Here is a 24,317-nt window from a genome sequence, read left to right as displayed (position 1 = left end):
CGCGGTGACGAACCGTACGGCGAGTGGCGGGAGAACATCCGCGCCGAACTGCACCCGGCCGGCCCGACCGCCGTCCCGGACCTGGACGCCGCCGCACTGGTGGCGGGCGCGGTCCGCACCCGGTCGATGGCGGACATGTACGCGCACACCCGGTCCCGCGAGATCGTGCACGGCGCGGCCATGCAGTGCGCCGGCCCGATGCACCTCGGCGCCGGCCACCTGCTGGCCGAACTCTCGCTGGTCCTGCCGGAGACCGCAGAGGACCGCGCGTTCCTGCTGCACCCGGCGAAGATGGACGCCGCGACCATCGTCGCGTACGGGCAGCGCGAGATCACCGCCGCCGAGCCGTTCATCCCGATGTTCATCGACCGGTTCCGCGCGCACGGCCCGCTGCACGGCGCGTTCCTGGTGCACGTGCCGCAGCCCGAGGAGCTCACCCCGTCCGGCGAGCTGTTCCGCAGCACCTTCTCGCTGCACGACCGGCAGGGCCGCACCGTCGCCGAGTTCGACCGCCTCACCTGCAAGCGGATCCGCCGCCCCGAGTCGATCCGCGACCTGCTGGCGGAGACCACCGGCGCGCGGCAGCCCGTCACCGTCGCCGGCCCCCAGGCCCCCACCGCCCCCACCGCGCCCGCCGCCGACTACCGGCACTGGCTGCGCGGGCGGATCGCCCGGATGCTCGACCGGAGCGCCGACACCGTCGACGACGGGCTCGGCTTCTACGACATGGGCCTCACCTCCGTCGACATGCTGCGGATCAGCAACGAACTCGAGGAGGTCGTCGGCTCGGCGCTCTACCCGACGCTGTTGTTCGAACACACCACGGTGGACGGGTTGGCCCGCCACCTGGAGGAGACCTACGGCGCGCCCGCCGCACCGGCCCCGCAGCCGTCCGCGTCCGCCGCACCGGCCCCGCAGCCGTCCGCGTCCGCAGAGCCCGCGGAGCCCGCGGAGCCCGCGGAGTCCGCCCGCCCGCACCGGGCGCGACTGCTGCGCCCGGTCTGGCAGCGGGTCGCGCACTCCGCGCCGACCGTGCCCACCGACCTCGCCGTGCTCGGCGCCGACCCGGCCCTGCTCGCCGTGCTGACCGAACGGGCCGCCGCGACGGGCGCGCTGGTGGCCGCGGTCGACCCCGGCGACCGGGCGCTGCTCGGCGCGCGGCTCAGCGCGCTGCCGGAGCGTCGCGGCCGGTCCTGGACGCTGCTGGACGCCACCGGACTCGGCGGGTCGTCCGCCGATCCGGCCGAGGTCGCGGTCGCCGCGTGGGCGGCCTGCGCGGCGGCGAGCGAACGGCGGCCCGCCCGGGTGCGCGCGGTGCTGTTCGCGCACCGGCGGCAGCCGGAGTACGCGGCGCTCGCCGCGCTCGGCCGCACCGTGACGGCCGAGCTGCCCGCGCTGGCCGTCCGCGCCGTCGAGGTGGCCGCCGCCGGTCCCGCCGAACTCGCCGGGCTGCTGCTCGCCGAGGCCGCCGACCCGGCCGCGGAGAGCGAGGTCCGGCACGCGGGCGGGGAGCGCTGGGCCCGGCGCTTCCAGGTGGTGGAGAGCCCCGCGCCGGCCGGGGGAGCGGGCCTGCGCGAGCGTGGCGTCTACCTGATCACCGGCGGGGGCGGCGGCCTCGGTCCGATGCTGGCCGAGCACCTCGCCCGCACCCGCCGCGCCCGCATCCTGCTGTCCGGCCGCTCCGCGCCCGGTGAGGCGCTGCTCGGGCGGATGCGGGAGTGGCAGCGGTACGGCGCGGACGCGCAGTACCGGACCGCCGATGTCACCGATCCCGCCCAGGTACGCGAACTGGTCGCCGCCGCACGTGCGTCGTACGGCCGGATCGACGGCGTCGTGCACTGCGCGGGGGTGGTCCGGGACAGTGTCTTCCTGGCGAAGCGGCCCGAGCAGATCCGCGAGGTGCTGGCCCCGAAGATCTCCGGCATCCGCCACCTCGACGAGGCGACCCGCGCCGACGGACTGGACTTCCTGGCCGCCTACTCCTCGCTGTCCGCCGTCATCGGCAACCCGGGCCAGAGCGACTACGCCTACGCCAACGCCTACGTCGACCACTACCTGGCCGCCCGGCCCGGCCGGAGCCTCTCCGTCGACTGGCCGCTGTGGGCCGAGGGCGGCATGCGGGTCGACGCCGAGGTCACCGAGCGGGCCGCCCGCACCCACGGCGCCAGCCCGCTGCCGACCGGCACCGGCCTCGAGCTGTTCGAGCGGGCGCTGGCCGCCGACGACAGCCGGCTGGTCGTCACCCACGCCGACCCCGCCCGGTCCGACGACCGCCTCCCGCTCGCCGACGGCGACCTCGCCGCGCCGGACGTCACCGCGCCGGACGTCACCGCGCCGGACGGGCCCGGCCCGGACGCCGTCACGCCGGGCGGGTACGGCCCGGACGCCATCGCGGTGATCGGTCTGGCCGGACAGTACCCGCAGGCCGCCGACGTCGACGCGTTCTGGCGGCTGCTCGCCGAAGGCCGCGACTGCATCACCGAGGTGCCGCGGGAGCGCTGGGACCATGCGGCGATCCACGACCCGGAGCACGGCCGGCCCGGCCGCACCTACGGCCGCTGGGGCGGGTTCCTGGACGGCATGGACCGCTTCGACCCGGCGTTCTTCGGCATCTCCCGCCGCGACGCCGAGCGGATGGACCCGCAGGAACGCCTGTTCCTCACCACCTGCTGGCAGACCCTCCAGGAGGCCGGTCACCCGGCGTCGCGGACCACCGCCGCCCCCGTCGGCGTGTTCGCCGGCGTGATGTGGAACCACTACCAGCTGGTGCAGGGCGCCGAGGACGGCGTCCAGCCGACCGCGATGCACGCCGCCGTGGCCAACCGGGTCTCGTACACGCTGAACCTGGCCGGCCCCAGCATGGCCGTCGACACCGCCTGCTCCTCGTCGCTGACGGCCATTCACCTCGCCGTGGAGAGCCTGCGCCGCGGCGAGTGCGAGATGGCGCTGGCCGGCGGCGTGAACGTCGCGGCCCACCCGCAGAAGTACCTGCAGCTCGCCCAGGGCCGCTTCCTCTCCGACGACGGCCGCTGCCGCAGCTTCGGCGCGGGCGGCACCGGCTACGTGCCCGGTGAGGGCGTCGGCGCGGTCCTGCTCAAGCCCCTCGCGAAGGCCGAGGCCGACGGCGACCACATCCACGGGGTGATCCGGGCCACCCGGCTCAACCACACCGGACGGACCAGCGGCTTCACCGTCCCCAGCCCCACCTCGCAGGCCGCGCTGATCCGCGCCGCCCTGGACGCCGCCGGCCTGCCGCCGTCCGGGATCGGCTACCTGGAGGCGCACGGCACCGGCACCGCGCTCGGCGACCCGATCGAGATCGACGGCCTGCGCAAGGCCTTCGCCGCGGCCGGCACCGGGTCGGGCGGCTGCGCGATCGGGTCGGTGAAGTCCAACATCGGCCACCTGGAGAGCGCCGCCGGCATCGCCGGCGTCACCAAGACCCTGCTCCAGCTGAAGCACCGGCAACTCGCCCCCTCGCTGCACGCGGAGGTGGTCAACCCGGCCATCGACCTGGCCGCCACCCCCTTCCGCCTGCAGCGCGAACTCACCGACTGGCCCGCCCCCGCCGACGGCTCGCCGCGCCGGGCCGGCGTCAGCGCCTTCGGCGCGGGCGGCTCCAACGCACACCTGGTGCTGGAGGAGTACCGCGCCCCCGCCGATCGGCCCGCACCCGGCGGACGGGAGCTGATCGTGCTGTCGGCGCGCGACGCGGACGCCCTGCGGGTGTACGCCGAGCGGATCCGGGCCGTGCTGCACGGGCCGGCGGAGCCGTCGCCCGCCGGGGCCGCGGAACTGCGCCGGGTGCTCACCGGTGCCGTCGCCCAGGTGCTGGGCGTCCCCGTCGACGCCGTCGACCCGGCCGAGCCGCTGGTCGACCTCGGTGTCGACCGCACCGGCCTGGCCCTGGTCCGCAAGGTCCTGGACGAGCACCGGCCCGGCCTCGGCGGACCGCTGCCGGCCGAGGGCGACCAGTCGATCGACCAGCTCGCCGCACAGCTCGGCACCGAGCCGCAGCCCGCCGTCCCGCTCGCCGACCTCGCCCACACCCTGCGGGTCGGCCGCGACCAGCTGAGCAGCCGCCTCGCCGTCCTCGCCGCCGATCACGCGCAGCTGCTCGCCGCCCTCGACCGCTACCTGAGCGGTGCCGCCCCCGAAGCGGGCCAGTACTGGGGGCGTGAGAGGGCCGGCACCGCCGAGCCGCGCCCCGAACTCGCCGAACTGGTCCGTGCCGGACGGCTGGAGGAGGTGGCGGCGGCATGGAGCGCCGGGGCCGACGTGCCGTGGGCTGACTGCGCTCCGACCGGTCCGGCGCCGCGCCGGGTGTCGCTGCCGGTCCCGCCGCTGCGCGAGGAACGGCACTGGTTGGGCGGCTGGCAGCGCCGCAACGGCGAACCCGTCGTCACCGCAGCGGAGGTGGCCGCTGCACCGGAGGTGGCCGCCGCACCGGTGGCGGCCGCCGCGCCGGCTGCTCCCCGGGCGGTCGAGCCGTACCACGGCGACGAGGTCGAACTGCGGTTCCTGGAGCACGGGATCGCGCTGGTCACCATGCGTGACCACGTCCACCGCAACATGTTCACCGCCGGACTGACACACGGTCTGGAGGCGGCCTTCGCGGAGATCGACACCCGCGAGGACGTCCGCGCCGTGGTGCTCACCGGCACCGAGACCGTCTTCAACCTCGGCGCGACCCCGAAGGCGCTGGAGGAACTGGCCGAGAAGCACACCCGGTTCACCGACACCCCGTTCGTCTACGAGGGCCTGCTGCGCTGCCGCCGCCCCGTGGTGGCCGCGATGCGCGGCCAGGCCTCCGGCGGCGGCCTCGCCTTCGGCCTCTACGCCGACCTGGTGGTGCTCGCCGACGACGGCTCGTACGGGGCCAACTTCCTCAAGTACGGCTTCACGCCCGGCATGGGCGCCACCCTGGTGCTCGAGCAGCGCCTCGGCCGCACGCTGGCCACCGAGATGTTCCTCACCGGCCGCAGCTACCGCGGCGAGGAACTCGCCCGCCGCGGCGCCTCGGTGACCGTCGTCCCGGCGGCGGACGTGCTGTCGACCGCGCTCGACCTGGCCCGCTCGATCGCCGCCAAGCCCGCCGAGGCGGTCGCCGAGGTCAAGGCGGAGCTCGCCGGCCGGCTGCTCGCACAGCTGCCGGAGATCGTGGAGCGCGAGGTCCGGATGCACGAACGGGTGCTCGGCGGAAGGTCGTTGGACCTGGTCCAGGAGCACTTCCGGAAGGTCCGCGACTACGGCGCGCCGGCCACCGCCGCCGCGCCGGTCGAGGTACCGGTCACCCCGCAGGCCGCCCCGCCCGCCCCGCCCGCCGCTCCCGTCGAGGCGCCAGTCTCGGTGCCGGTGGCGGCGCGGCCGGTCGACGTCCCCGAGGCCGGGCTGCCCGACCCGGCGGAGGTGGAACGGCTGGTGGTCGCCACGCTCTGCGGAATCGTCTACGCCACGGAGGACGAGATCGACCGCCGGCTCAGCTTCAGCGAGTCGGGCGTGGACTCGATCGGCGCGGTGGAGATCGTCCGGAGCCTCAACCAGCGCTTCGGCCTGGACATCGACTCGGTCGCCGTCTACGACCACCCCACGGTGGCCCGTCTGACGGCGCACGTCCTGGAGACCGCCGAGCAGGCCCGCGCCCTGCACCGATCGGCGCTCACCCAGGCGCCTGCTCCCGCTCCTGCTCCTGCTCCTGCTCCCGAGCCTGCTTCCGCTCCCGAGCCAGCTCCCGCGCCGGTGGCCGCCGCGCCGGAGCCGCCGCCCGCACCCGAACCGCCCGCACCCGGACCGCCCGCCGCACCGCCGGTGCGGCTCACGCCGCCGGCCGCCGCCGTTCCCGTCGCTCCGCTCGCCCCCGCCACCCCCGGACAGGCGAGCCTCCGGCCGCTGCGCGGCACTCCCGCCCAGCAGCCCGCCCAGCCCGCCCAGCCCGCCCAGCCCGCCCAGCCCGTCCAGCCCGCCCAGCCGGTTCGGCTCGCCCCGCTCGCGCCCCGGGCCGGGGCCGCGGAGCCGTCGCGGCCGCCGGCGGACGACACCGACGGCATCGCGATCATCGGTGTGGCCGGCCGCTTCCCGGACGCCGAGGACCTCGACGCGTTCTGGGCGAACCTGGCCGCCGGCCGGACCAGCATCTCCGAGGTGCCGGAGTCCCGTTGGGGCGCCGGCTGGTTCGACCCGGACCGCCGCGTCCCGGACCGCTCGTACAGCAGGTGGGCGGCACTGCTGCCGGACCTCGGCGGCTTCGACCCGCGGTTCTTCCAGCTGTCTCCGATGGAGGCGGAGGCGATGGACCCGCAGCAGCGCCAGTTCCTGCAGCAGGCGTGGACGGCGCTGGAGGACGCCGGCTACGCGGTCCCGGGGGAACGGCTCCGGTGCGGGGTGTACGTGGGGGCCAGCGGCGGTGACTACTACCACCTGCTGCGGGCGGCCGGCCAGGCGGACACCGGGCAGGCGTTCCTCGGCAACAACATGGCGATCCTGGCGGCCCGGGTCGCGTACCTGCTCGACCTGAGCGGCCCGACGATGACGGTCGACACCGCGTGCTCCTCCTCGCTCACGGCCGTTCACCTGGCCTGCGAGGCGATCCGCGGCGGCGACTGCGAACTGGCGGTCGCGGGCGGCGTGGCGATCATGACGACGCCGCAGATGCAGGTGTGGAGCAGCCGGGTCGGGATGCTCTCGCCGACCGGCCGGTCCGTCCCGTTCGACGCCGACGCGGACGGCATCGTGCTCGGCGAGGGCGTCGGCGCGGTGGTGCTGAAGAGCCTGAAGGCGGCGCTCGCCGACGGCGACCGGATCCAGGCGGTGATCAGGGCGAGCGGGGTCAACGGCGACGGCCGCACCAACGGCATCACCGCGCCGAGCGCCACCTCGCAGGCCGAACTGCTGCGCGCGGTGCACCGCCGGGCAGGCGTGGAAGCCGGCGACATCGGGTACGTGGAGGCGCACGGCACCGCCACCAACCTCGGCGACCCGATCGAGGTCAAGGCGTTCAACCAGGTGCTGGGAGCCGCCGACGGGCCGGGCTTCACCGCCCTCGGCTCGGTGAAGGCCAACATCGGCCACACCACCACGGCCGCCGGCATCGCCGGACTGCTCAAGGTCGTGCTGGCACTGCGGCACCGCGCCCTGCCCCCGCTGCCCGGCTTCGCCGAGGCCAACCCCAAGCTCGACCTGTCGGGCGGCCGCCTGCGGGTGGTCCGCGAACTGACGCCGTGGGAGCCGGGCGCGAACGGCGTCCGGGTCGGCACGGTCAGCAGCTTCGGCTTCAGCGGCACCAACTGCCATGTGGTGCTCGCCGAACCGCCCGCCCCTCCCGCGCCGGAGCGCCGGCCGCAGGCGGCCCGCCGCCTGGTCCCGCTGTCGGCCCGGACACCCGAGGCGCTCACCCGGGTCGCCGCGGACCTCGCGGAGGCACTGGAGCACGACCCCGCCCTGGAACCCGCCGACATCTCTTACACCCGCGCACTGGGCCGCGCCCACCTGCCGGTCCGCGCCGCGCTGCTCACCGGAAGCCATGGAGAACTCCTGGAACAGCTGAGGAAGTTGGCGGGCGGCCAGGAGGGCCCCGGGTGCCACCTCGCGGACTCCGCGGGCCTGGACGAGGCCGCCGGCTCGGACGACCCGCTGGTGCGGGCGGCCGCCGTGTACGTCCGAGGGGGCACTCCCGACTGGGCGGCGCTCACGGCCGGCGGCCGACGGGTGGCGGTGCCGACGTACCGCTTCGCGCGGGAGCACTACTGGGCCACCGGCCCGGCCGCCACCGGCCCGGCCGCCACCGGCCCGGCCGCCACCGGCCCGGCCGCCACCGGTCCGGCCGCCACCGGTCCGGCCGCCACCGGCCACGGGGTGTCGCCCGGCGTGGCGGACGACCACCGGCTCCCGGCTCCGACACGGCAGGCGGCACCGGAGCCGGACCGGCCCGCGGGCCCCGACGACGGGGCCGACGGCGTCGCGGTGGTGCGCCCCGAGGACCCGGTCGCCACCGACCACCGGGTGGCGGGCCGTCCGACGCTGCCCGGCACGGCCGCGCTCGCGCTGGCCGCCGGCCTCGCCGGGCTGCCGTACCGGCTGTCCGCGGTGCGCTGGCTGCGGCCGTGCGAGCTGTCGGAGCCGCGCCGGCTGCGGCTGGCGGGGGAGGAGTCGGCGGCGGGCCGGTCGTTCCGGCTGGAGGCGGAGGACGCGGACGGCCCCTACGTGCGCGGCGGGTTCGCGGCGCTGACCGCGGAGGAGGCGGCCGCGTTCGCCGCCGAGCCGCCGCTCGACCTCCGGCTGACCGCCGACCGCTGCCCGGGCGCCCGGAGCGCCGACGAGCTGTACGGGGCGTTCCGGGCCGCGGGCCTCGCGTACGGGCCGTCGTTCCGCCGCCTCGAACAGGTGCGGGTCGGCGACGGCGAGACGCTGGGCACGCTGCGCCCCGCCGACGGGCCCGCCGGGTGGCAGGCGTCGGCGGCCGTGCTGGACGCCGGGCTGCAGGTGCTCGCCCCGCTGCTCGACGCGGACGGCCCACAGGCGCTCCTGCCGTTCGCCGTGGACCGGGTGACGGTGCTGCGCTCGCCCGAACTGGCCCGGTACTCGCACGCCCGGCGCACCGGCGAGGACCGGTTCACCGTGTCGCTGACCGACGGATCCGGCGTGCTGTGCGTCCGGTTCGACGGCGTCTCGCTGCGCGCGGCGCCCCGCCCGGCGGCCGCCGCCGCCGCGGTGCCCGAGGGCCCGGGGATCTTCCGGCCGGTCTGGGAGGACGCCGGGCCCGCCCCGGCGGAGGCCGCGGACGGCGGCACGGTGCTGATCTGCCACCCCGAGGCCGCCGGCGCGCTCGCCGGCGCGCTGACGGACGTCCACCGGAACTGCCACGTCCGCACCGTGGGCCACCACGACATCGACGCGGTGACCGAGGTCCCCGACCTCGTCTACTTCCTCACCGACCCGGCGCCCGCCCACCGGCCCGAGCAGGACCGGAGCGTGCCGGCGATGCTCCGGCTGGTCCAGCGGCTGCTGGCCCTCGGCGCGGCGCACACCGGACTCGCCGTCCGCGCCGTCCTGTTCGGCGCGGTGGCGGTGACCGGCGGCGAGCCGCCGCGGCCGCACGCGGCCGGACTGCTCGGCCTGTGCGCCACCACCGCCGCCGAGTACCCGCGCTGGACGGTCGGCTGCGTGGACGCCGGGACCGCCCCGGCCGCCCCCGAGCAACTGGCCGCGCTCCTCGTCCGCGAACCCGCCGCCGACCGGCTGATCGCGCTGCGCGACGGGCGGCGCCTGCGGCGCACCCTGCTGGCCACCCGGCCGGCCGGCGGCGAACCGCCCTGGCGCGAGGGCGGCGCGTACGTGATCCTCGGCGGAGCGGGCGGCCTCGGCCGCGCCCTCGGCCGCCACCTCGCCCGCACCCACCGGGCCCGGCTGGCACTGATCGGCCGCCGCGCCCAGGACCCGGCGATCGACGCGGCGCTCGCGGAGATCGCCGGACTCGGCGGCGAAGCCGTCTACCTGCGGGCCGACGCCGCCGACCCGGCGCAGCTCGACCGGGCGGTGGCCGCCGCCCGGACCCGCTTCGGCACCCTGAACGGCGCCGTGCACGCCGCCCTCGACCTGCGGGACCGGACGCTGCTGCACGCCGACCCGCGGACCTTCGGCGAGGTGCTCGCGCCCAAGGTGGCCGGCACCGCCGCCTTCGCCGACGCGTTGCGCGAGGACCCGCTCGACCTGCTGGCGGTGTTCTCCTCCGCGATCTCCTTCACCGACTCGGCGGGCCAGGCCGCCTACGCCGCGGCCAGCACCTTCCAGGACGCCTACGCGCAGTGGCTGGACTCCCGGGTGCCGTACCCCGTGCGGGTGCTCAACTGGGGCTTCTGGGGCAGCGTCGGCGTGGTCGCCGACGAGCGCTACGGCGAACGGCTGGCCGCCTTCGGCGTCGGCTCGATCGAACCCGCCGAGGGGCTCGCCGCCCTCGACCGGGTGCTCGCCGCCGGCCTGCCGCAGACCGTGGTGGTCAAGGCCGACGCACGGGGACTGGCCCGGCTCGGCGTCCGCGCCGAGGCCGACGACCCGCTCGCCCGGGCCCGGGCCGGCTTCGCCGCGCTGGACGTGGTGGCCGCCGACCTGCTCCGCGCCGAGTTCGCCGCACTGCCCGAACTGCCGCCGCTGGAAGAGCCGTCGACGCTCGACGCGTTCGCCGACCGGCTCGGCGCCGTCGGCCGCAACCGCTCCGTGCTGGGCGCGGTGCTGCGGGTACTGGAACGGGCCGGCGCGGCCACCCTGGACGGCGACGGCACGCTGACCTTCCGGCGCGCCCTGCTCGACCCGGCGCGGCTGCCGGTCGCCGAGTTCGCCGCCGCCCACCCCGCGATGGTGCCGCACCTGACGCTGCTCCAGGCCTGCGTGGCCGGCGTCCCCGGCATCCTGTCCGGCCGGACCGCCGCCACCGAGGTGCTGTTCCCCAAGGGCTCGCCCGCCCTCGTCGAACCGGTCTACGCCGACGGGCCGGGCGCCGAGCACTTCCACCGGCTGATGGCCGCCGAGGTGGTCGGCTCCGCGCGGCGGCTCACCGGCGGCGAGCGGCCGCTGCGGATCGTCGAGATCGGCGCCGGCACCGGCTCCGCCACCCGCCACGTGCTGGCCGCCTGCGCCGCGGCCGGCGTGCCGACCGCATACCGCTACACCGACGTCTCGCCGGCCTTCCTGCGCCACGGCGAGGCCGGCCACCGCGCGCCCGGCATGCGTTACGAGCTGCTGGACATCGAGCGGGACCCCGCCGCCCAGGGCTTCGAGCCGGGCTGCGCCGACGTCGTACTGGCCACCAACGTGCTGCACGCCACCCGGGACCTCGGCCGCACCCTGGCCAACGTCCGCACCCTGCTGCGGCCCGGCGGCGTGCTCGCCGTGAACGAGGTGACCGGCTCCTCCGAGTTCGTCACCCTCACCTTCGGCCTCACCGAGGGCTGGTGGCGATTCGAGGACCCGCAGCGCCGCCTCCCGGACTCGGCGCTGCTCGGCCCCGCCCAGTGGCGGGCCTGCCTCACCGAGGCGGGATTCCGGGTGACGGGGGTGCGCGGCATCCCCGGCACCCCCGAGGACGAACTCGAGCAGTGCCTGGTGACGAGCGAACGGGAGTTGAACGTGACAGCCGAGCAGACACCGGCGCCGACCGCGGCCCAGGTCCGCGGCTACGTACGGCAGGTCTTCGCCGAGGTGCTGAAGTTCCGTGCCGCCGAACTCGACGACCACGCGACCTTCGAGACGTACGGAATCGATTCGCTGGTCGGCCAGAACATCGTCTACCGGATGGAGCAGGACCTCGGCGCGCTGCCCGCCACCCTGCTGTTCGAGCACCTGACCATCGATCAGCTCGCCAACCACCTGCGCACCGACCGCGCCGAGCGGCTGACCGCGCTGCTCGGCCCCGCCGCATCGCCCGCCGCGCAGCCCATCGCGCCGCTCGTTGCGCCGCCCGTCGAGGCCGGCCCGCCGGCACAGTCCGCCCCGCCCGTGCCGGTCGTGCAGGAGACGCCGTCCGCCCCGGTCGTGCGGGCGACGCCGCCCGTGCCGGTCGCGGAGCCGGCCCGGCCCGGCCCGGCGGCGCACGGCGGGCCCGCCGACATCGCCGTGATCGCGGTCAGCGGACGCTACCCGGGCGCGCCGGACGTGGAGACCTTCTGGCGCAACCTGGAGGACGGCCGCGACGCCGTCACCGAGGTCCCCGCCGACCGCTGGGACTGGCGGCCCACCTTCGACGCGAAGCGCGGCCGCGGCGACCGCAGCTACAGCCGGTGGGGCGGATTCCTCGACGACATCGACAAGTTCGACCCCGCCTTCTTCGGCATCCTGCCGCGCGACGCCGCCGACATCGACCCGCAGGAACGCCTCTTCCTGGAGACGTGCTGGGACCTGCTCGACCGGGCCGGCTACCTCGGCGGCTCCACCCACGAGACGATGACCGGGGTGTTCGCCGGCGTCATGTACGGCTCGTACGGACGGCTCGCCGCCACCGGCTGGGCGCACGGCAAGCTCTCCGGCGCCCACTCCGCGTACTGGTCGGTGGCCAACCGGGTCTCCTACCACTTCGACTTCCAGGGCCCCAGCTTCGCCGTCGACTCCGCCTGCTCCTCCTCCCTGACGGCGGTCCACCTCGCCGTCGAGAGCCTGCGCCGCGGCGAGTGCCGGATGGCCGTCGCGGGCGGCGTCAACCTGATCCTGCACCCCGCGCACCACGTGTCGCTGTCCGCGCTCAACATGCTGGCCGGGGACGGCGCCTGCAAGGTCTTCGACGAGCGCGCCGACGGCTTCGTGCCCGGGGAGGGCGTCGGCGCGGTGCTGCTCAAGCCGCTCGCCGACGCCGAGCGCGACGGCGACGAGATCCTCGCCGTGATCAAGGGCAGCACCGTCAACGCCGGTGGCAAGACCGGCGGCTACACCGTCCCCAACCCGCAGGCGCAGGCCGCGCTGATCGCCGAGGCGGTGCGCCGCTCCGGCGTCGACCCACGCACCATCGGCAGCCTGGAGGCGCACGGCACCGGCACCGCCCTCGGCGACCCGATCGAGATCACCAGCCTCACCCGGGCCTTCGAGGAACTGGGCGCGGCCCCCGGGGAGTTCCGCTGCGCCGTCTCCTCCGTCAAGGCCGCCATCGGCCACCTGGAGGGCGCGGCCGGCATCGCCGGACTCACCCGGGCGCTGCTCCAGCTCCGGCACGGCCGGATCACCCGGTGCGTCAACCTGGAGAACGTCAACCCGAGGATCGACTTCGCCGGTTCGCCGTTCTACCCGCCGCGCGAGTCCGTCGCCTGGCCCGCGCCCGCCGACGGCTCCCCGCGCCGGGCCGGCGTCAGCGCCTTCGGCGCGGGCGGCGCGAACGCCCACGTGGTGCTGGAGGAATACCGCCCCCGCACCACCCCCGCGACACCCCGCCTGCCCGACGGCGAACAGCTGTTCCTGCTGAGCGCGCGCACCCGGGGCCAGCTGGTCCGTTACGCCGAACGGGTCGCCGAACTGCTCGCCACCCCCGAGGGCGCCGGGCTCCCGCTCGCCGCACTGGCCCGCACCAGCCAGATCGGGCGGCGCGAGATGGCCGAGCGGCTCGCGGTGCTGGCCAGCGACACCTCCCAGCTCGCCGACCGGCTGCACGACTTCGTCCGTGGTGCGGAAAGCGCCGGGGTGGTCGTGGGCAGCGTCGGCGGGGACTCCGGTGGCTGGTCGCTGCTCGACGACGAGGACGGGGCCGCGCTGGTCGCCACCATCCTGGCCAAGCGCCAGCTCCCCAAGCTCGCCCGGCTCTGGACGGCCGGCGTCCCCGTCGACTGGCAGGTCTGCTGGACCGCGCCGCACCCCCGCCGGGTCCAGCTGCCGCCCTACCCGTTCGAGCGCAGCCGCCACTGGCTGCCCGACCACACCGCCGCCCCGCTCCCCGCGACCGCCCCGCTCCCCGCGACCGCCCCGCTCCCCGCGACCGCGGCGCCCGCCGCGCCGGCCGGGCCCGCCACCGTCTGCCGCTACCTGCGCCCGGTCTGGGAACCCGCCCCGCTCGCCCCCGCCGCCGCCCCGCTCCCGTCGACGGTGCTGATCATCGCGATGGACGAGGAACTCGGCACCGACCTCGCCCGCCGACTCGAAGGCCTCGGCACCCGCTCCGTCCTGGCCCGCCCGGGGGCCGGCCTCGCCGCCACCGGCGAGGACCGGTACACGGTGGCCACCGGCGACCGCGAGGACCTGCGGCGGCTCGCCGCCCGGCTCGCCGCCACCGGCGCGCTGCCGGACGCGCTCGTGGTCGCCGCCGGCGCCGCCGGGGCGGATCCGGACGCCGGTTTCCTCCCCCTGCTGTGGTCCTCCACCGCCCTGCTGGCCACCGCCCCCGCGGGCACCCCGCTGCGCGCCGTCTACGCGCACCCCGGAGCGCCGCAGGACGCCCGGCCCGAGCACACCGCCGTCGCCGCCGCACTGCGCAGCCTCGCCATGGAGCACAGCCGCTTCACCGGCAGCTGTCTCGCGGTCGGCCCGGACGGGGACACCGCCGGGCGGGTCCTCGCCGAACTCACCGCGGCCACCGCGGGCGACCCGGTGACCCAGTCCGGCTACCGGGACGGCGCCCGACTGCTGCGCCGGCTCGCCGGGTTCACCCCGGCCACCAGTGGCGAGCCCGCCGACCTCGCGCTCCGCGCCGGCGGCACCTACCTGATCACCGGCGGCGCCGGAGCCCTCGGCGTCCGGGTCGCCGAGTTCATGGCCGTCCACGGCCGCCCGCTCAACCTGGTCCTGGTCACCCGCAACGGACCGGGCCGCGACGCCCGCGACCGCCTCGACGCACTCGCCGGCAGGGGCGTCACCGTGCACTGGGAGCGCGCCGACGTCACCGACCCCGAACAGGTCCGCCTGGTGGTCGAGGAGACCATCGACCTCTACGGCGCGCTGCACGGCGTCATCCACGCCGCCGGGGTCGTGCGCGACGGCCGCGCCGTCGGCAAGGAACGCGCCGAGGTCGAGGCCGTGCTCGCCCCGAAGCTCGCCGTCGCCCACCTCGACCACGCGATCGGCGAGCGGCCGCTCGACTTCTTCGCCGTCTTCTCCTCGCTGGCCGGCGAGATCGGCAACCTCGGCCAGGTCGACTACGCCTACGCCAACGCCTACCTGAACGGCTTCGCCGAGACCCGCGAACGCCTGCGCGCGCGGGGCCTGCGCGACGGACGCACCGTCGCCATCGCCTGGCCGCTGTGGGAGGAGGGCGGCATGCGGGTCGACGACGCCACCCTCCGGCTGTACGCCCAGCGCTGGGACATGCTCCCGATGACCACCGAGACCGGCCTGCGGGTGTTCTGCCAGGCCCTGGCCGGCGAGGAGCCGGTGCTGGTCGCGGTCGAGGGCACGGCCTCGGCGGCGCCCGAGGCCGCCCCCGCACCGGACCCGGCCCCCGCCCCCGTACAGGTGTCCGCTCCGGCCCTGGCCCCCGTCCCCACGGCGGTCGACCCGGACCTCGCGGTGCGGGCCGAACTGCGCCGGATCGCCGCCGGGTTCCTGCTGGTCGACGAACACGAGGTCGACATGGACGCGGAGCTCCTGGACTCCGGCTTCGACTCGATCACGCTCACCCAGCTCTCGGTCGACGTCAACGAGACCTACGGCCTCGACCTGCTGCCCACCGTCCTGTTCGAGTGTCCGACCCTGGACGACTTCGCCCGCTACCTGGTGACCCACCACGCGGACGAGATATCCCGAACGGCCGGTCGGAGGCCGGCTCCCGTGCCCGATCCGGCGACGGAGCCGGTCGCACCGGCCGGTGTCGTCGGACCGACACCGGTCGCTCCCGGCGCCGTGGTCGGGCCGGAGCCGGTCGCGCCCGCGGCGGTGGCGGCGCCCCAGGCGGTCGCATCGGCCGGTGTGGTCGGGCCGATGCCGGTCGCTCCCGCCGGTGTCGTCGGACCGACACCGGTCGCTCCCGCCGCCGTGGTCGGGCCGGAGCCGGTCGCGCCCGCGGCGGTGGCGGCGCCCCAGGCGGTCGCGCCCGCGGCGGTGGCGGCGCCCCAGGCGGTCGCGCCGACCGGTGTCGTCGGGCCGGAGCCCGTCGCACCCGCGGCGGTGGCGACGCCCCAGCCCGTCGCACCCGCCGCCGCCGTCGTCGGGCCGGAGCCGGAGCAGCCGTACGGTCCGACGCCCATCGCGGTCGTCGGCATGGCCGGCCGGCTGCCCGGCTCGGCCGACCTCGACGAGTTCTGGCGGCACCTCGCCGCCGGGGACCACCTCGTCGGCCCGGTCCCCGCCGACCGCACCGACCTGCGGCAGGACCCGGAGACCCGGGAGCTGCGCGGCGGGTTCCTGGAGAACATCGCCGACTTCGACGCCGCCTTCTTCGGGATCTCCGCCACCGAGGCGGGTCTGATGGACCCGCAGCAGCGGCTGTTCCTCGAGGTGGTGTGGCGCGCCGTGGAGAACGCGGGCTACCCGCCGTCCGAACTCGCGGGCAGCGCCACCGGCCTGTTCGCGGGAGTCTCCACGACCGACTACGACGACCTGATGCGCACCAACGGCGTCGCGGTCCAGGCGCACACCGCCACCGGCCTGTCGCACGCGGTGCTCGCCAACCGGATCTCCCGGCTGCTCGACCTGCGCGGCCCCAGCGAGGCGGTGGACACCGCGTGCTCGAGCGCGCTGGTGGCGATCCACCGGGCGGTCCGGGCGATCCTGGACGGCGACTGCGACCTCGCGATCGCCGGCGGTGTCAACGCGACGCTCAGCCCCGGCCTGTTCACCGCGTTCACCAAGTCCGGGATGCTCAGCCCCGACGGCCGGTGCAAGACCTTCGACGCCGCCGCCGACGGCTACGTACGAGGCGAGGGCGCGGGCGCGGTGGTGCTCAAGCGGCTCGACCGGGCACAGGCCGACGGCGACCACATCCACGGCGTGATCCGGGCCACCGCCGTCAACCACGGCGGCCGCTCCACCTCGCTCACCGCCCCCAACCCCGAGGCCCAGGCCCAGGTCCTGGTGAAGGCGTACCACCGGGCCGCACTGTCGCCGGACACCGTCAGCCACATCGAGGCGCACGGCACCGGCACCTCGCTCGGCGACCCGGTGGAGACCGAGGGGCTGAAGCGCGCCTTCGCCCAGCTGTCCGCCGAAGCGGGCCTGCCGCCGGCCGGCCGCCCGCACATCGCACTCGGCGCGGTGAAGACCAACATCGGCCACCTGGAAGCCGCGTCGGGCATCGCCGGGGTGCTCAAGACCCTGCTCAGCCTGAAACACCGACAACTGCCCGCCACCCTGCACCTCACCGAACTCAACCCGTACCTGCGCCTGGACGGCACCCCCTTCTACGTCAACGACCGCACCGCGCACTGGGACGGTGTCGACGACGGCACCGGCCGGACCGTCCGCCGGGCGGGCGTCAGTTCCTTCGGCTTCGGCGGCTCCAACGCCCACGTGGTGCTCGAGGAGTACCACGACGAGACCTCGACGCCCACCGAACTCCCGCCCGCCGCAACGCTGTTCCCGCTCTCCGCGCCGACCGCCGCCGCCCTGCGCGACTACGCCGCGACACTCGCCCGGCACCTGGAGGCCAACCCCGACGCCGAGCTCGCCCGGGTCGCCTGGACCCTGCAGACCGGACGCGACGCCCACGCCGAACGCGTGGTCCTCACGGCCGCCGACCGGGACCGGCTGCTGGCTCGACTCGGCGCCGTCGCACGGGGCGAGCTGATCGACTGTCCCCCCGATCCCGCCGCCCGCGAGTGGCTCGACACCGGCCGGACCGCTTGGGCGTCCCACTGGCCCGCGACCCGCCCGCGACGCCTCCCGCTCCCCGGCTTCCCCCTCGATCCCGTGCGTCACTGGTTCACCCCCCGCACCGCCACCCCCGCTCCGGCGGCCCCGGCAACCGTCGAACCCTCGGCAACCCCGGTGACCACTGGCACTCCGGTGACCGCTGGGACTCGGGTGGCCCCGGTGACCGTCGAGGTTCCGGCCCGCACCGCCCTGCCGCTCCCGGCACCCGGCGTCACCCCGGCCCGCACCGAGGGCGGCCTGATCAAGCTGACCGCGGCGTCGACGGCGACTCCCGCCTCGGGCAAGGCCGCCGTTCCTCCCGCCCCGACCCCTGCCGCTGCCCCGACCCCTGCCGTTGCCCCGGCTCCTTCCTCCGTCCCCACCCCGGCCCAGGCCCCCACCCCGGCCCAGGCCCCCGTCGTCGTCCAGGTGTCGGCGGCGGTCCGGGAGGAGGTCGCCGGCCTGATCCACTCGCGGCTGGCGGAGATCCTCGGCCTGGACCCGGCGACGATCCTGATGACCAGTTCGTTCGTCGACCTCGGCCTCGACTCCATCTTCCGGATGGAACTGGTCCGCGGCCTCAACGAGCGCTATGGCCTGGACCTCAAGGCGTCCGAGCTCTACGACCACGACAACGTCGAGCAGTTGACCGCCGCCGTGGTCGCCGCCATGGAGGAGCAGCCCGCTCCCGACCAGCAACCGGTGCCGGCGTCCGCACCCGCAGCGGCGTCCGTCCCCGCACCCGCATCCGCACCGGCACCGGCACCGGCACCGGCAGTCGAGCCCGAGCCCGAGCCCGAGCCCCTCCCCGAGCCCGTCCACGTCCCCGTCGTCGCGCCGCCCGTCGAGTCCGCGCCGGACCCGCAGGAGCTGCTCGTCGACCTGATCTCGACGATCTCGGGCCGCACCCTGACCCCGGGTGTCACGTTCGCCGATGACGGCCTGACGTCCTTCGACATGCTGCGCACCGTGAGCGCGCTGGAAAAGCGTTTCGGTGCCCAGCGCAAGACCCTGATGTTCGACCACCCGACGGTGCCCGCCCTGACCGGGCACCTGCTCGCCGAGTACGGCCCGGCGACGGCCCGCGGCCTGCGCGAGGCGCTGTCGTCGGCGGTGGCCGGGCCGGAGCAGGCCGCCGCCCCGGCACAGGCCGCGGTGCCGTCGGAGCAGCCGCCCGGCGGCTGGACGGTGCTGCGCAAGCGGCAGTTGCCACAGCGTCCGGAGCTGGCGGCGGTGGTTGCGGAGGTCGACGCGCGGTGGGCGAAGGAGGGCGGCCTGGCGGGCCGTGACATCGCGCCGCTGATGTTCCTGGGCGCCGAGCGGGAGGGGTACTTCAACTTCTCCCGCAAGGGCGGGGTGCTCTTCGCGTGGAGCTACGTCGGCTCGCGCGAGTACTTCCCGAAGCTGATCGAGCAGTACGTCGCCTACGCGGACCGGCACGGCCTGCAGCCCAACTTCCTCTCGGTGGAGCACATCGAGTCGGTGGCCGGCCGGCCGTTCAGCGCCACGCCGTTCGGCGCGGTGCAGCGGCTGGACGATCTGAGCACCTTCACCATGGAGGGCACCCGGATGCGCCGGCTGCGCTACATGGTGAACCGGTTCGCCGCGGCGGGGGAGTGCGCCACCGAGGAGTACCGGGTGGGCAGCGATCCCGCGGTCGACCAGGAGATCGTGGCGATGATGAGCCGCTGGGGCGAGACCAAGCAGATGGTCAACCCGTACGTGGCGGTGGTCAGCGAGGAGATCGGCCGGGGGCAGCTCGCCGAGCGGCACCGGATGTTCCTCACCCGGGTGGACGGCGAGCTGGCCAGCGCGATCATCGTGACGAAGATCCCGTCGGAGTCCGGCTGGCTGCTCGACCTGGAGTTCTACCCGAAGGAGGCACCGCTCGGCGGCCTCGAGTTCGCGATCGTCCGGATCATCGAGAAGCTGGCGGCCGAGGGCGTCGAGATCTTCAGCTTCGGCGCGAGCTTCGGCGTCAAGGCGGGCGAGTCCCCGAACTCCTCGCCGGAGGTGGAGAACGGCCTGGCCGAGCTGCGGTCGGTCGGCATCTTCGACGAGGGCAACTTCCGGTTCAAGAACAAGTTCCGCCCGGTCAACTCGACGATCTACCTGTGCCAGCCGGACGACGAGCGGCGCAGCGCGGTCGCCGACGTGATCCTGATGATCGCCAACCCGGACCTGGACACCACCGCGCCGGAGGCCCTCGACGACCTCCCGGCCACGTCCGCCTCCCCCTCCCGCACCGTCTCCGAGCCCGAGCCGAAGTCCGAGCCCGAGCCGAGGTCCGAGCCCGAGCCGAAAGCCCCGGTCCGGTCCGCCGCGCCCGAGCCGGCCGTGGCCCCCGCTCCGGACCCGGCCGTGGCTCCCGCTCCGGACCCGGCCGTGGCTCCCGCTCCGGACCCGGCCGTGGCTCCCGCTCCGGAGCGGCCGGTGCCCGCCCGGGCCGCCGCCCCGCGACCGGTCGGCAGCGACTCGGGGTACGGCCGCAACCCGATCACCCTGCCCACCTCCGCGGTGCGGTTCGACCTGATCACCGACTCGTGGGCCGAGCTCGCCACCCCGGCGGTGACCGAGCGGATGGCCCGGCTGACCGAGGCCGCGGCGGGCGTGGAGCTCGGCGCGGAGGGCCTGCCCCGGGTGCCGTGGCTGGACTTCGCGTGCGTGGTGCCGACCCCGTCGGGGCGGACCGCGGAGGCGTTGCTGTGCCGCTCGTGGCCGGGGATCCGGCAGGCGGTCGTGCACAACGGGCTGTTCCCGACCCTGCTGATGAGCCTCGCCGACAACGGCTTCGAGCCGGTCGAGCTGCCCGACTGCCGGCCCGTCACCAGGACCGGCCCCTTCCGGGACGTCGACCCGGCGGCCCTGCGGCGGATCCTGGCGGAGCGTCCGGGCGGGGTGTCGATGATCTGCCTGGAACTCAGCGACAACGCCCAGGGCGGCTACCCGATCTCGCTGACGAACCTGCGCGAGGTGCGCCGGATCGCGGTGGCGGCCGGGATCCCGCTGGTGCTCGACGCCACCCGGGCGCTGGAGAACGCGGCGTTCGTGGTGGAGCACGACGAGGGCCAGCAGGGCCGGGGCATATGGAAGGTGACGGCGGATCTGCTGGCCACCGCCGACGCGGTGACGATGGGCCTGTCGAAGGACTTCGGCATCGACTTCGGCGGTCTGGTCGCCACCTCCCGCCCGGGCCTGGTCGAGCGGCTGCGGGAGCAGGTGTCGACCCGCGGCCACCAGGTCAACCTGGCGGGCCGGCGGCAGATCGCGGCGGCCCTCGCGGACTCCGGCGGCGTCGCCGAGCAGGTGGGCCGGCGCCGGGCCGCGGTGAAGATGCTGTGGAACCTGCTGTCGCGGGCGGGCCTGCCCGTGATCGGTCCGGCGGCCGGGCACTGCGTGCTGCTGGACACCGCCGCGATGAAGCAGTTCGCGGACTTCGAGCACCCGGTGCCGTCCTGCCTGGACTGGATCTTCGAGCACACCGGCGTCCGCGGCGGCCCGCACCTGGCCGGCGGCGCCGGCGCGGCGCCGCTGATCCGGCTGGCGGTCCCGGTCGGCACCGGGACCCCGGACATCCGGGAGATCGGCAAGCGGCTGGCCCGGCTGTACCGTTCCGGCCCGGCGCCGGTCGAGCTGATCCCGGTCGACCCGACCGCCGCCCCGGCGCAGGCGGCGTACCACACCGCGGCGGTGGTTCCGGAGGACATCAGGGCGGCGCTGCGTGAGGGCGTCCGGGCGAAGGACGACAACCTGGGCGTGCTGACCGACTTCGGCGCGCCGGTGGAGCACCGGATCGTCGGCGTCCCGCAGGGCGGCGAGGTGGAGGCCTTCATGGCGGGCCACGGGCCGACGCTGCTGTTCATCCACCCGTTCAACATCGGGGCGGGCGTGTTCCGCCACCAGTTCGCCGGACTCTCCGACCGCTACCGGGTGGTGGTGCTGCACGCCCCGGGCGTCGGCCGCACCACCGCCTCCGCCGACCTGACCCTGCACGGCCTCGCCGAGGTGCACCGGGCGGCGCTGCGCGAACTCGGCGCGACCGGGCCGGTGCACCTCGCCGGTGCCTCGTTCGGCGGCCTGACCGCGCAGACCTACGCGCTGGAGCACCCGGACGAGGTGGCCTCGCTGACCCTGATCTGCAGCTCCTACAAGTGCGCCAACCGGGTCGGCGAGGTCAACCGCCTGGACGTGGTGCTGCAGGAGGACTTCGACAGGATCACCGCCGCCGACGGCGCGGGCGCCCCCGACGAGCACCGGCGCCGGCAGCTGGAGGCGGTGCTGCTGCGTTCCGAGAGCATGGACCCGCAGACCGGACTGCGCTACCTGGACGTGTTCGCCACCGAGCCGGACCTGCTGTCCCGGCTGCCCCGGATCGCGGTGCCGACCCTGGTCGTCCAGGGCCGCCACGACACGGTGATTCCGCAGAAGACGGCGCACCTGCTGCACGGCGCGATCCCCGACTCCCGGTACGCGGAGATCGACGACGCCGGCCACTTCCCGGCGCTCACCCGGCCGGACGTCTTCAACTCCGTTCTCACCGCGTTCCTCTCCGAGCACGACGCCCGGCGGGACACCGACCACGATGGAGGGCCGCAGTGATGCCCAGGACCGAGAATCCGCTGCTGCGGCCGGAGGTGTGGCGCGCCCCCGACGGCTCGGTCGGCCGGCTGGTCACCGTCAAGCCAGGGATGTGCGGGCACAACTCGCTGTTCGTCAGCCAGGTCGGCGACTGGACCTGGGAGACCGTCAGCGAGGTCTGCGGCACCGACGCGTTCAACGCGGTCGACGACCGGGGCCGGCCCACCTACCTCTCCTTCTACTACTTCCGGGTCCGCTCCGGCGGGCGGCTTCACCCGGGCGCGCTGACCTTCGGCGACCGCATCGAGACCACCTCGCGGGTGTTCGGCTTCGGCAGCGAGTCGGTGCTCACCCTGCACCGGATCCGCCGGGTGCCGCCGGGCGCCGAGCTGAAGCCCGAACAGGGCCTGGACCCCGACGAGTTCTTCGCGGCCCGGCAGCCCGACTGCCTGTACGTGCAGAACTTCAACCGCTGGGTGACGCGCAGCCGGGCCGACAGCAACGAGGGGCTGATCAGCTCCGCGCCGGCCGACTTCCGGCACGCCCACCTGCCGCGGCTGCCCGCCGCCCACTCGCCGCGGGCCGCGTACGGGGTGGCCCGGGCCCGGCGGAGCTTCCACGACCCGGCGGACCCGGAGTGGGAGGAGCTGGTGGCCGCGGACGAGGTCCAGTACCCGATCGACATCACCCGCGACATCAACGGCGTCGGACTCCTGTACTTCGCCTCGTACTTCTCCATCATCGACGGCGCCATGCTCAAAATGTGGCGGAACCAGGGCCGCACCGACCGTAGATTCCTCGACCGAACGGTGCTTGATCACCAGCTCTGCTACCTCGGCAACGCCGACGCCGACTCGGTGCTGCGGATCCGGCTGCGCTCCTGGCGGCGCCGCGACGACCCGGCCGAGGAACGCTGGAACGCGGTGGTCGAGGACGCCGCGAGCGACCGCTGCCTGGCGGTCTGCACCCTGCACGTACGACTGGAGGGCTCGAATGCCGCAGCGCAGTGACACCGACCGCGCCGGAGTGGCCCGCCTGGTGCACGAGACCGTCGCCGCCATCCTGCCGCAGGTCCCGGCCGAGCAGATCACCGGCGACAAGCACCTCAAGGACCTCGGCGCGGACTCGGTGGACCGGGTGGAGATCATCATGGCGCTGATCGACACGCTCGGAGTGCGCGAGCCGATGGCCGGCTTCAGCACCCTGCCCGACATCGACGCGCTGATCGACTTCCTCGTGGAGGTGAAGCAGCGATGACCGTCCGGATCGGCATCGAGGCGCTGAACATCCACGCAGGCCTCGCCCAGCTGTCCACCGCCGAGCTGTTCGAGGGCCGGGGCCTGGACCCGGAGCGGATCGGCCACCTGATGATGAGCGCCCGCTCGATCGCGCTGCCCTGCGAGGACCCGATCACCAACGCCGTCAACGCGGCCGCCCCGATCGTCGGCCGGCTCGCCCCGCCGGACAAGGAGCGGATCGAACTGATCCTCACCTCCAGCGAGTCCGGCGTCGACTACAGCAAGTCGATCGCCTCGTACGTCCACGAGTACCTGGGCCTGAGCCGCAAGTGCCGGGTGATGGAGGTCAAGCAGGCCTGCTACGCCGCCACCGGCGCCCTGCAGATCGCCGCCGGCTACCTGGCCTCCGGCATCTCCCCGGGCGCCAAGGCGCTGGTGATCGGCACCGACGTGTCGATGGTCGACGCCCGGGCCGGCTACGCCGAACCGGCCACCGGCACCGGCGCCGCCGCCATGCTGCTCGGTGACGACCCGCGGGTCCTCGCCCTCGACCTCGGCGCGTTCGGCGCGCACAGCCACGAGACCATGGACTCGGCCCGGCCGATGCCGGACTACGACATCGCCGACGTCGACGGCTCGCTGTTCACCTACCTGGACTGCCTGTCCAACAGCTTCGCCGACTACTGCGGCAAGGTCGCCGACGTCGACCTGAGCACCACCTTCGACCAGCTCGCCCTGCACACCCCGTTCGCGGGCCTGGTCAAGGCCGGGCACCGCAAACTGATGCGGGAACGGTCCGGGGCCGCCCCCGACGCCGTCGAGGCGGACTTCGCCGCCCGGGTGTCGCCCTCGCTGGTCTACCCCAGCCAGGTCGGCAACCTCTGCTCCGGCTCCGTCTACCTGGCCCTGGCCAGCCTCATCGACAACGCCCCGTACCGGGGCACCGCCCGGGTCGGCCTGTTCTCGTACGGCTCGGGCTGCGCCTCCGAGTTCTTCAGCGGCCTCGTCGACGAGGGTTCCCGCGCGGCGCTGGCCGAGCTGGACATCGCGGGCCGGCTGAACGCCCGGGTGCCGCTGGACTTCGCCGAGTACGCCGAGCTGCTCGCCGAGAACAGCCGCTGCCTGGTCCCGGTCGAGGACCGCAAGATCGAGGTCGAGCGCTACCGGCGCTTCCTCGACGCCCGCCCCGGCCGGGAGCCGCTGCTGGCGTACCGCGGCACCGAGGGCTACCACCGCACCTACGAGTGGGTCTAG

General features: G+C 75.5%; 4 protein-coding genes (1 of these 4 running past the window's edge). All 4 read left to right on the top strand.

Going from position 1 to position 24,317, the window contains the following annotated elements; translation table 11 throughout:
• Tightly spaced (each overlapping or abutting the next), the 4 genes in view from ACH4N1_RS01205 to ACH4N1_RS01190 form a layout consistent with a single transcriptional unit that may run on beyond the window.
• A protein-coding gene (locus ACH4N1_RS01205; RefSeq protein ID WP_398093619.1) for an SDR family NAD(P)-dependent oxidoreductase crosses the window boundary here: on the top strand, positions 1 to 21,846 show its 3' portion. 285 nt of this gene lie to the left of the window's left edge; 21,846 of the gene's 22,131 nt are visible here — the last part of the coding sequence; its start codon lies beyond the left edge, outside the window; its stop codon occupies positions 21,844 to 21,846.
• The gene (locus tag ACH4N1_RS01200) at positions 21,846 to 22,835 is read left to right on the top strand and encodes an LnmK family bifunctional acyltransferase/decarboxylase (protein WP_398093618.1); all 990 of its coding nucleotides are present in this window, start codon (positions 21,846 to 21,848) and stop codon (positions 22,833 to 22,835) included. The genes ACH4N1_RS01205 and ACH4N1_RS01200 overlap by 1 nt, the downstream gene beginning before the upstream one ends.
• Entirely contained in the window at positions 22,819 to 23,082 is a 264-nt protein-coding gene (locus tag ACH4N1_RS01195) for an acyl carrier protein (protein WP_398093617.1), read from the top strand. The genes ACH4N1_RS01200 and ACH4N1_RS01195 overlap by 17 nt, the downstream gene beginning before the upstream one ends.
• Positions 23,079 to 24,317 (top strand): hydroxymethylglutaryl-CoA synthase family protein, encoded by a 1,239-nt coding sequence (locus tag ACH4N1_RS01190; RefSeq protein WP_398093616.1) that lies wholly within the window; start codon positions 23,079 to 23,081, stop codon positions 24,315 to 24,317. Before ACH4N1_RS01195 ends, ACH4N1_RS01190 begins: the two co-directional genes overlap by 4 nt.

The sequence above is a fragment of the Streptomyces sp. NPDC017202 genome (genome assembly GCF_044331705.1).
In the GTDB taxonomy this organism is placed as follows: domain Bacteria; phylum Actinomycetota; class Actinomycetes; order Streptomycetales; family Streptomycetaceae; genus Streptomyces.
The sequence above is the reverse complement of the archived record's forward strand: the minus strand, read 5'-3'. Positions and strand labels throughout refer to the sequence as shown.

Coding starts and splice junctions, on each gene's coding strand:
- ACH4N1_RS01200 (WP_398093618.1), top strand. CDS start 21,846: ATGCCCAGGACCGAGAATCCGCTGCTGCGGCCGGAGGTGTGGCGCGCC.
- ACH4N1_RS01195 (WP_398093617.1), top strand. CDS start 22,819: ATGCCGCAGCGCAGTGACACCGACCGCGCCGGAGTGGCCCGCCTGGTG.
- ACH4N1_RS01190 (WP_398093616.1), top strand. CDS start 23,079: ATGACCGTCCGGATCGGCATCGAGGCGCTGAACATCCACGCAGGCCTC.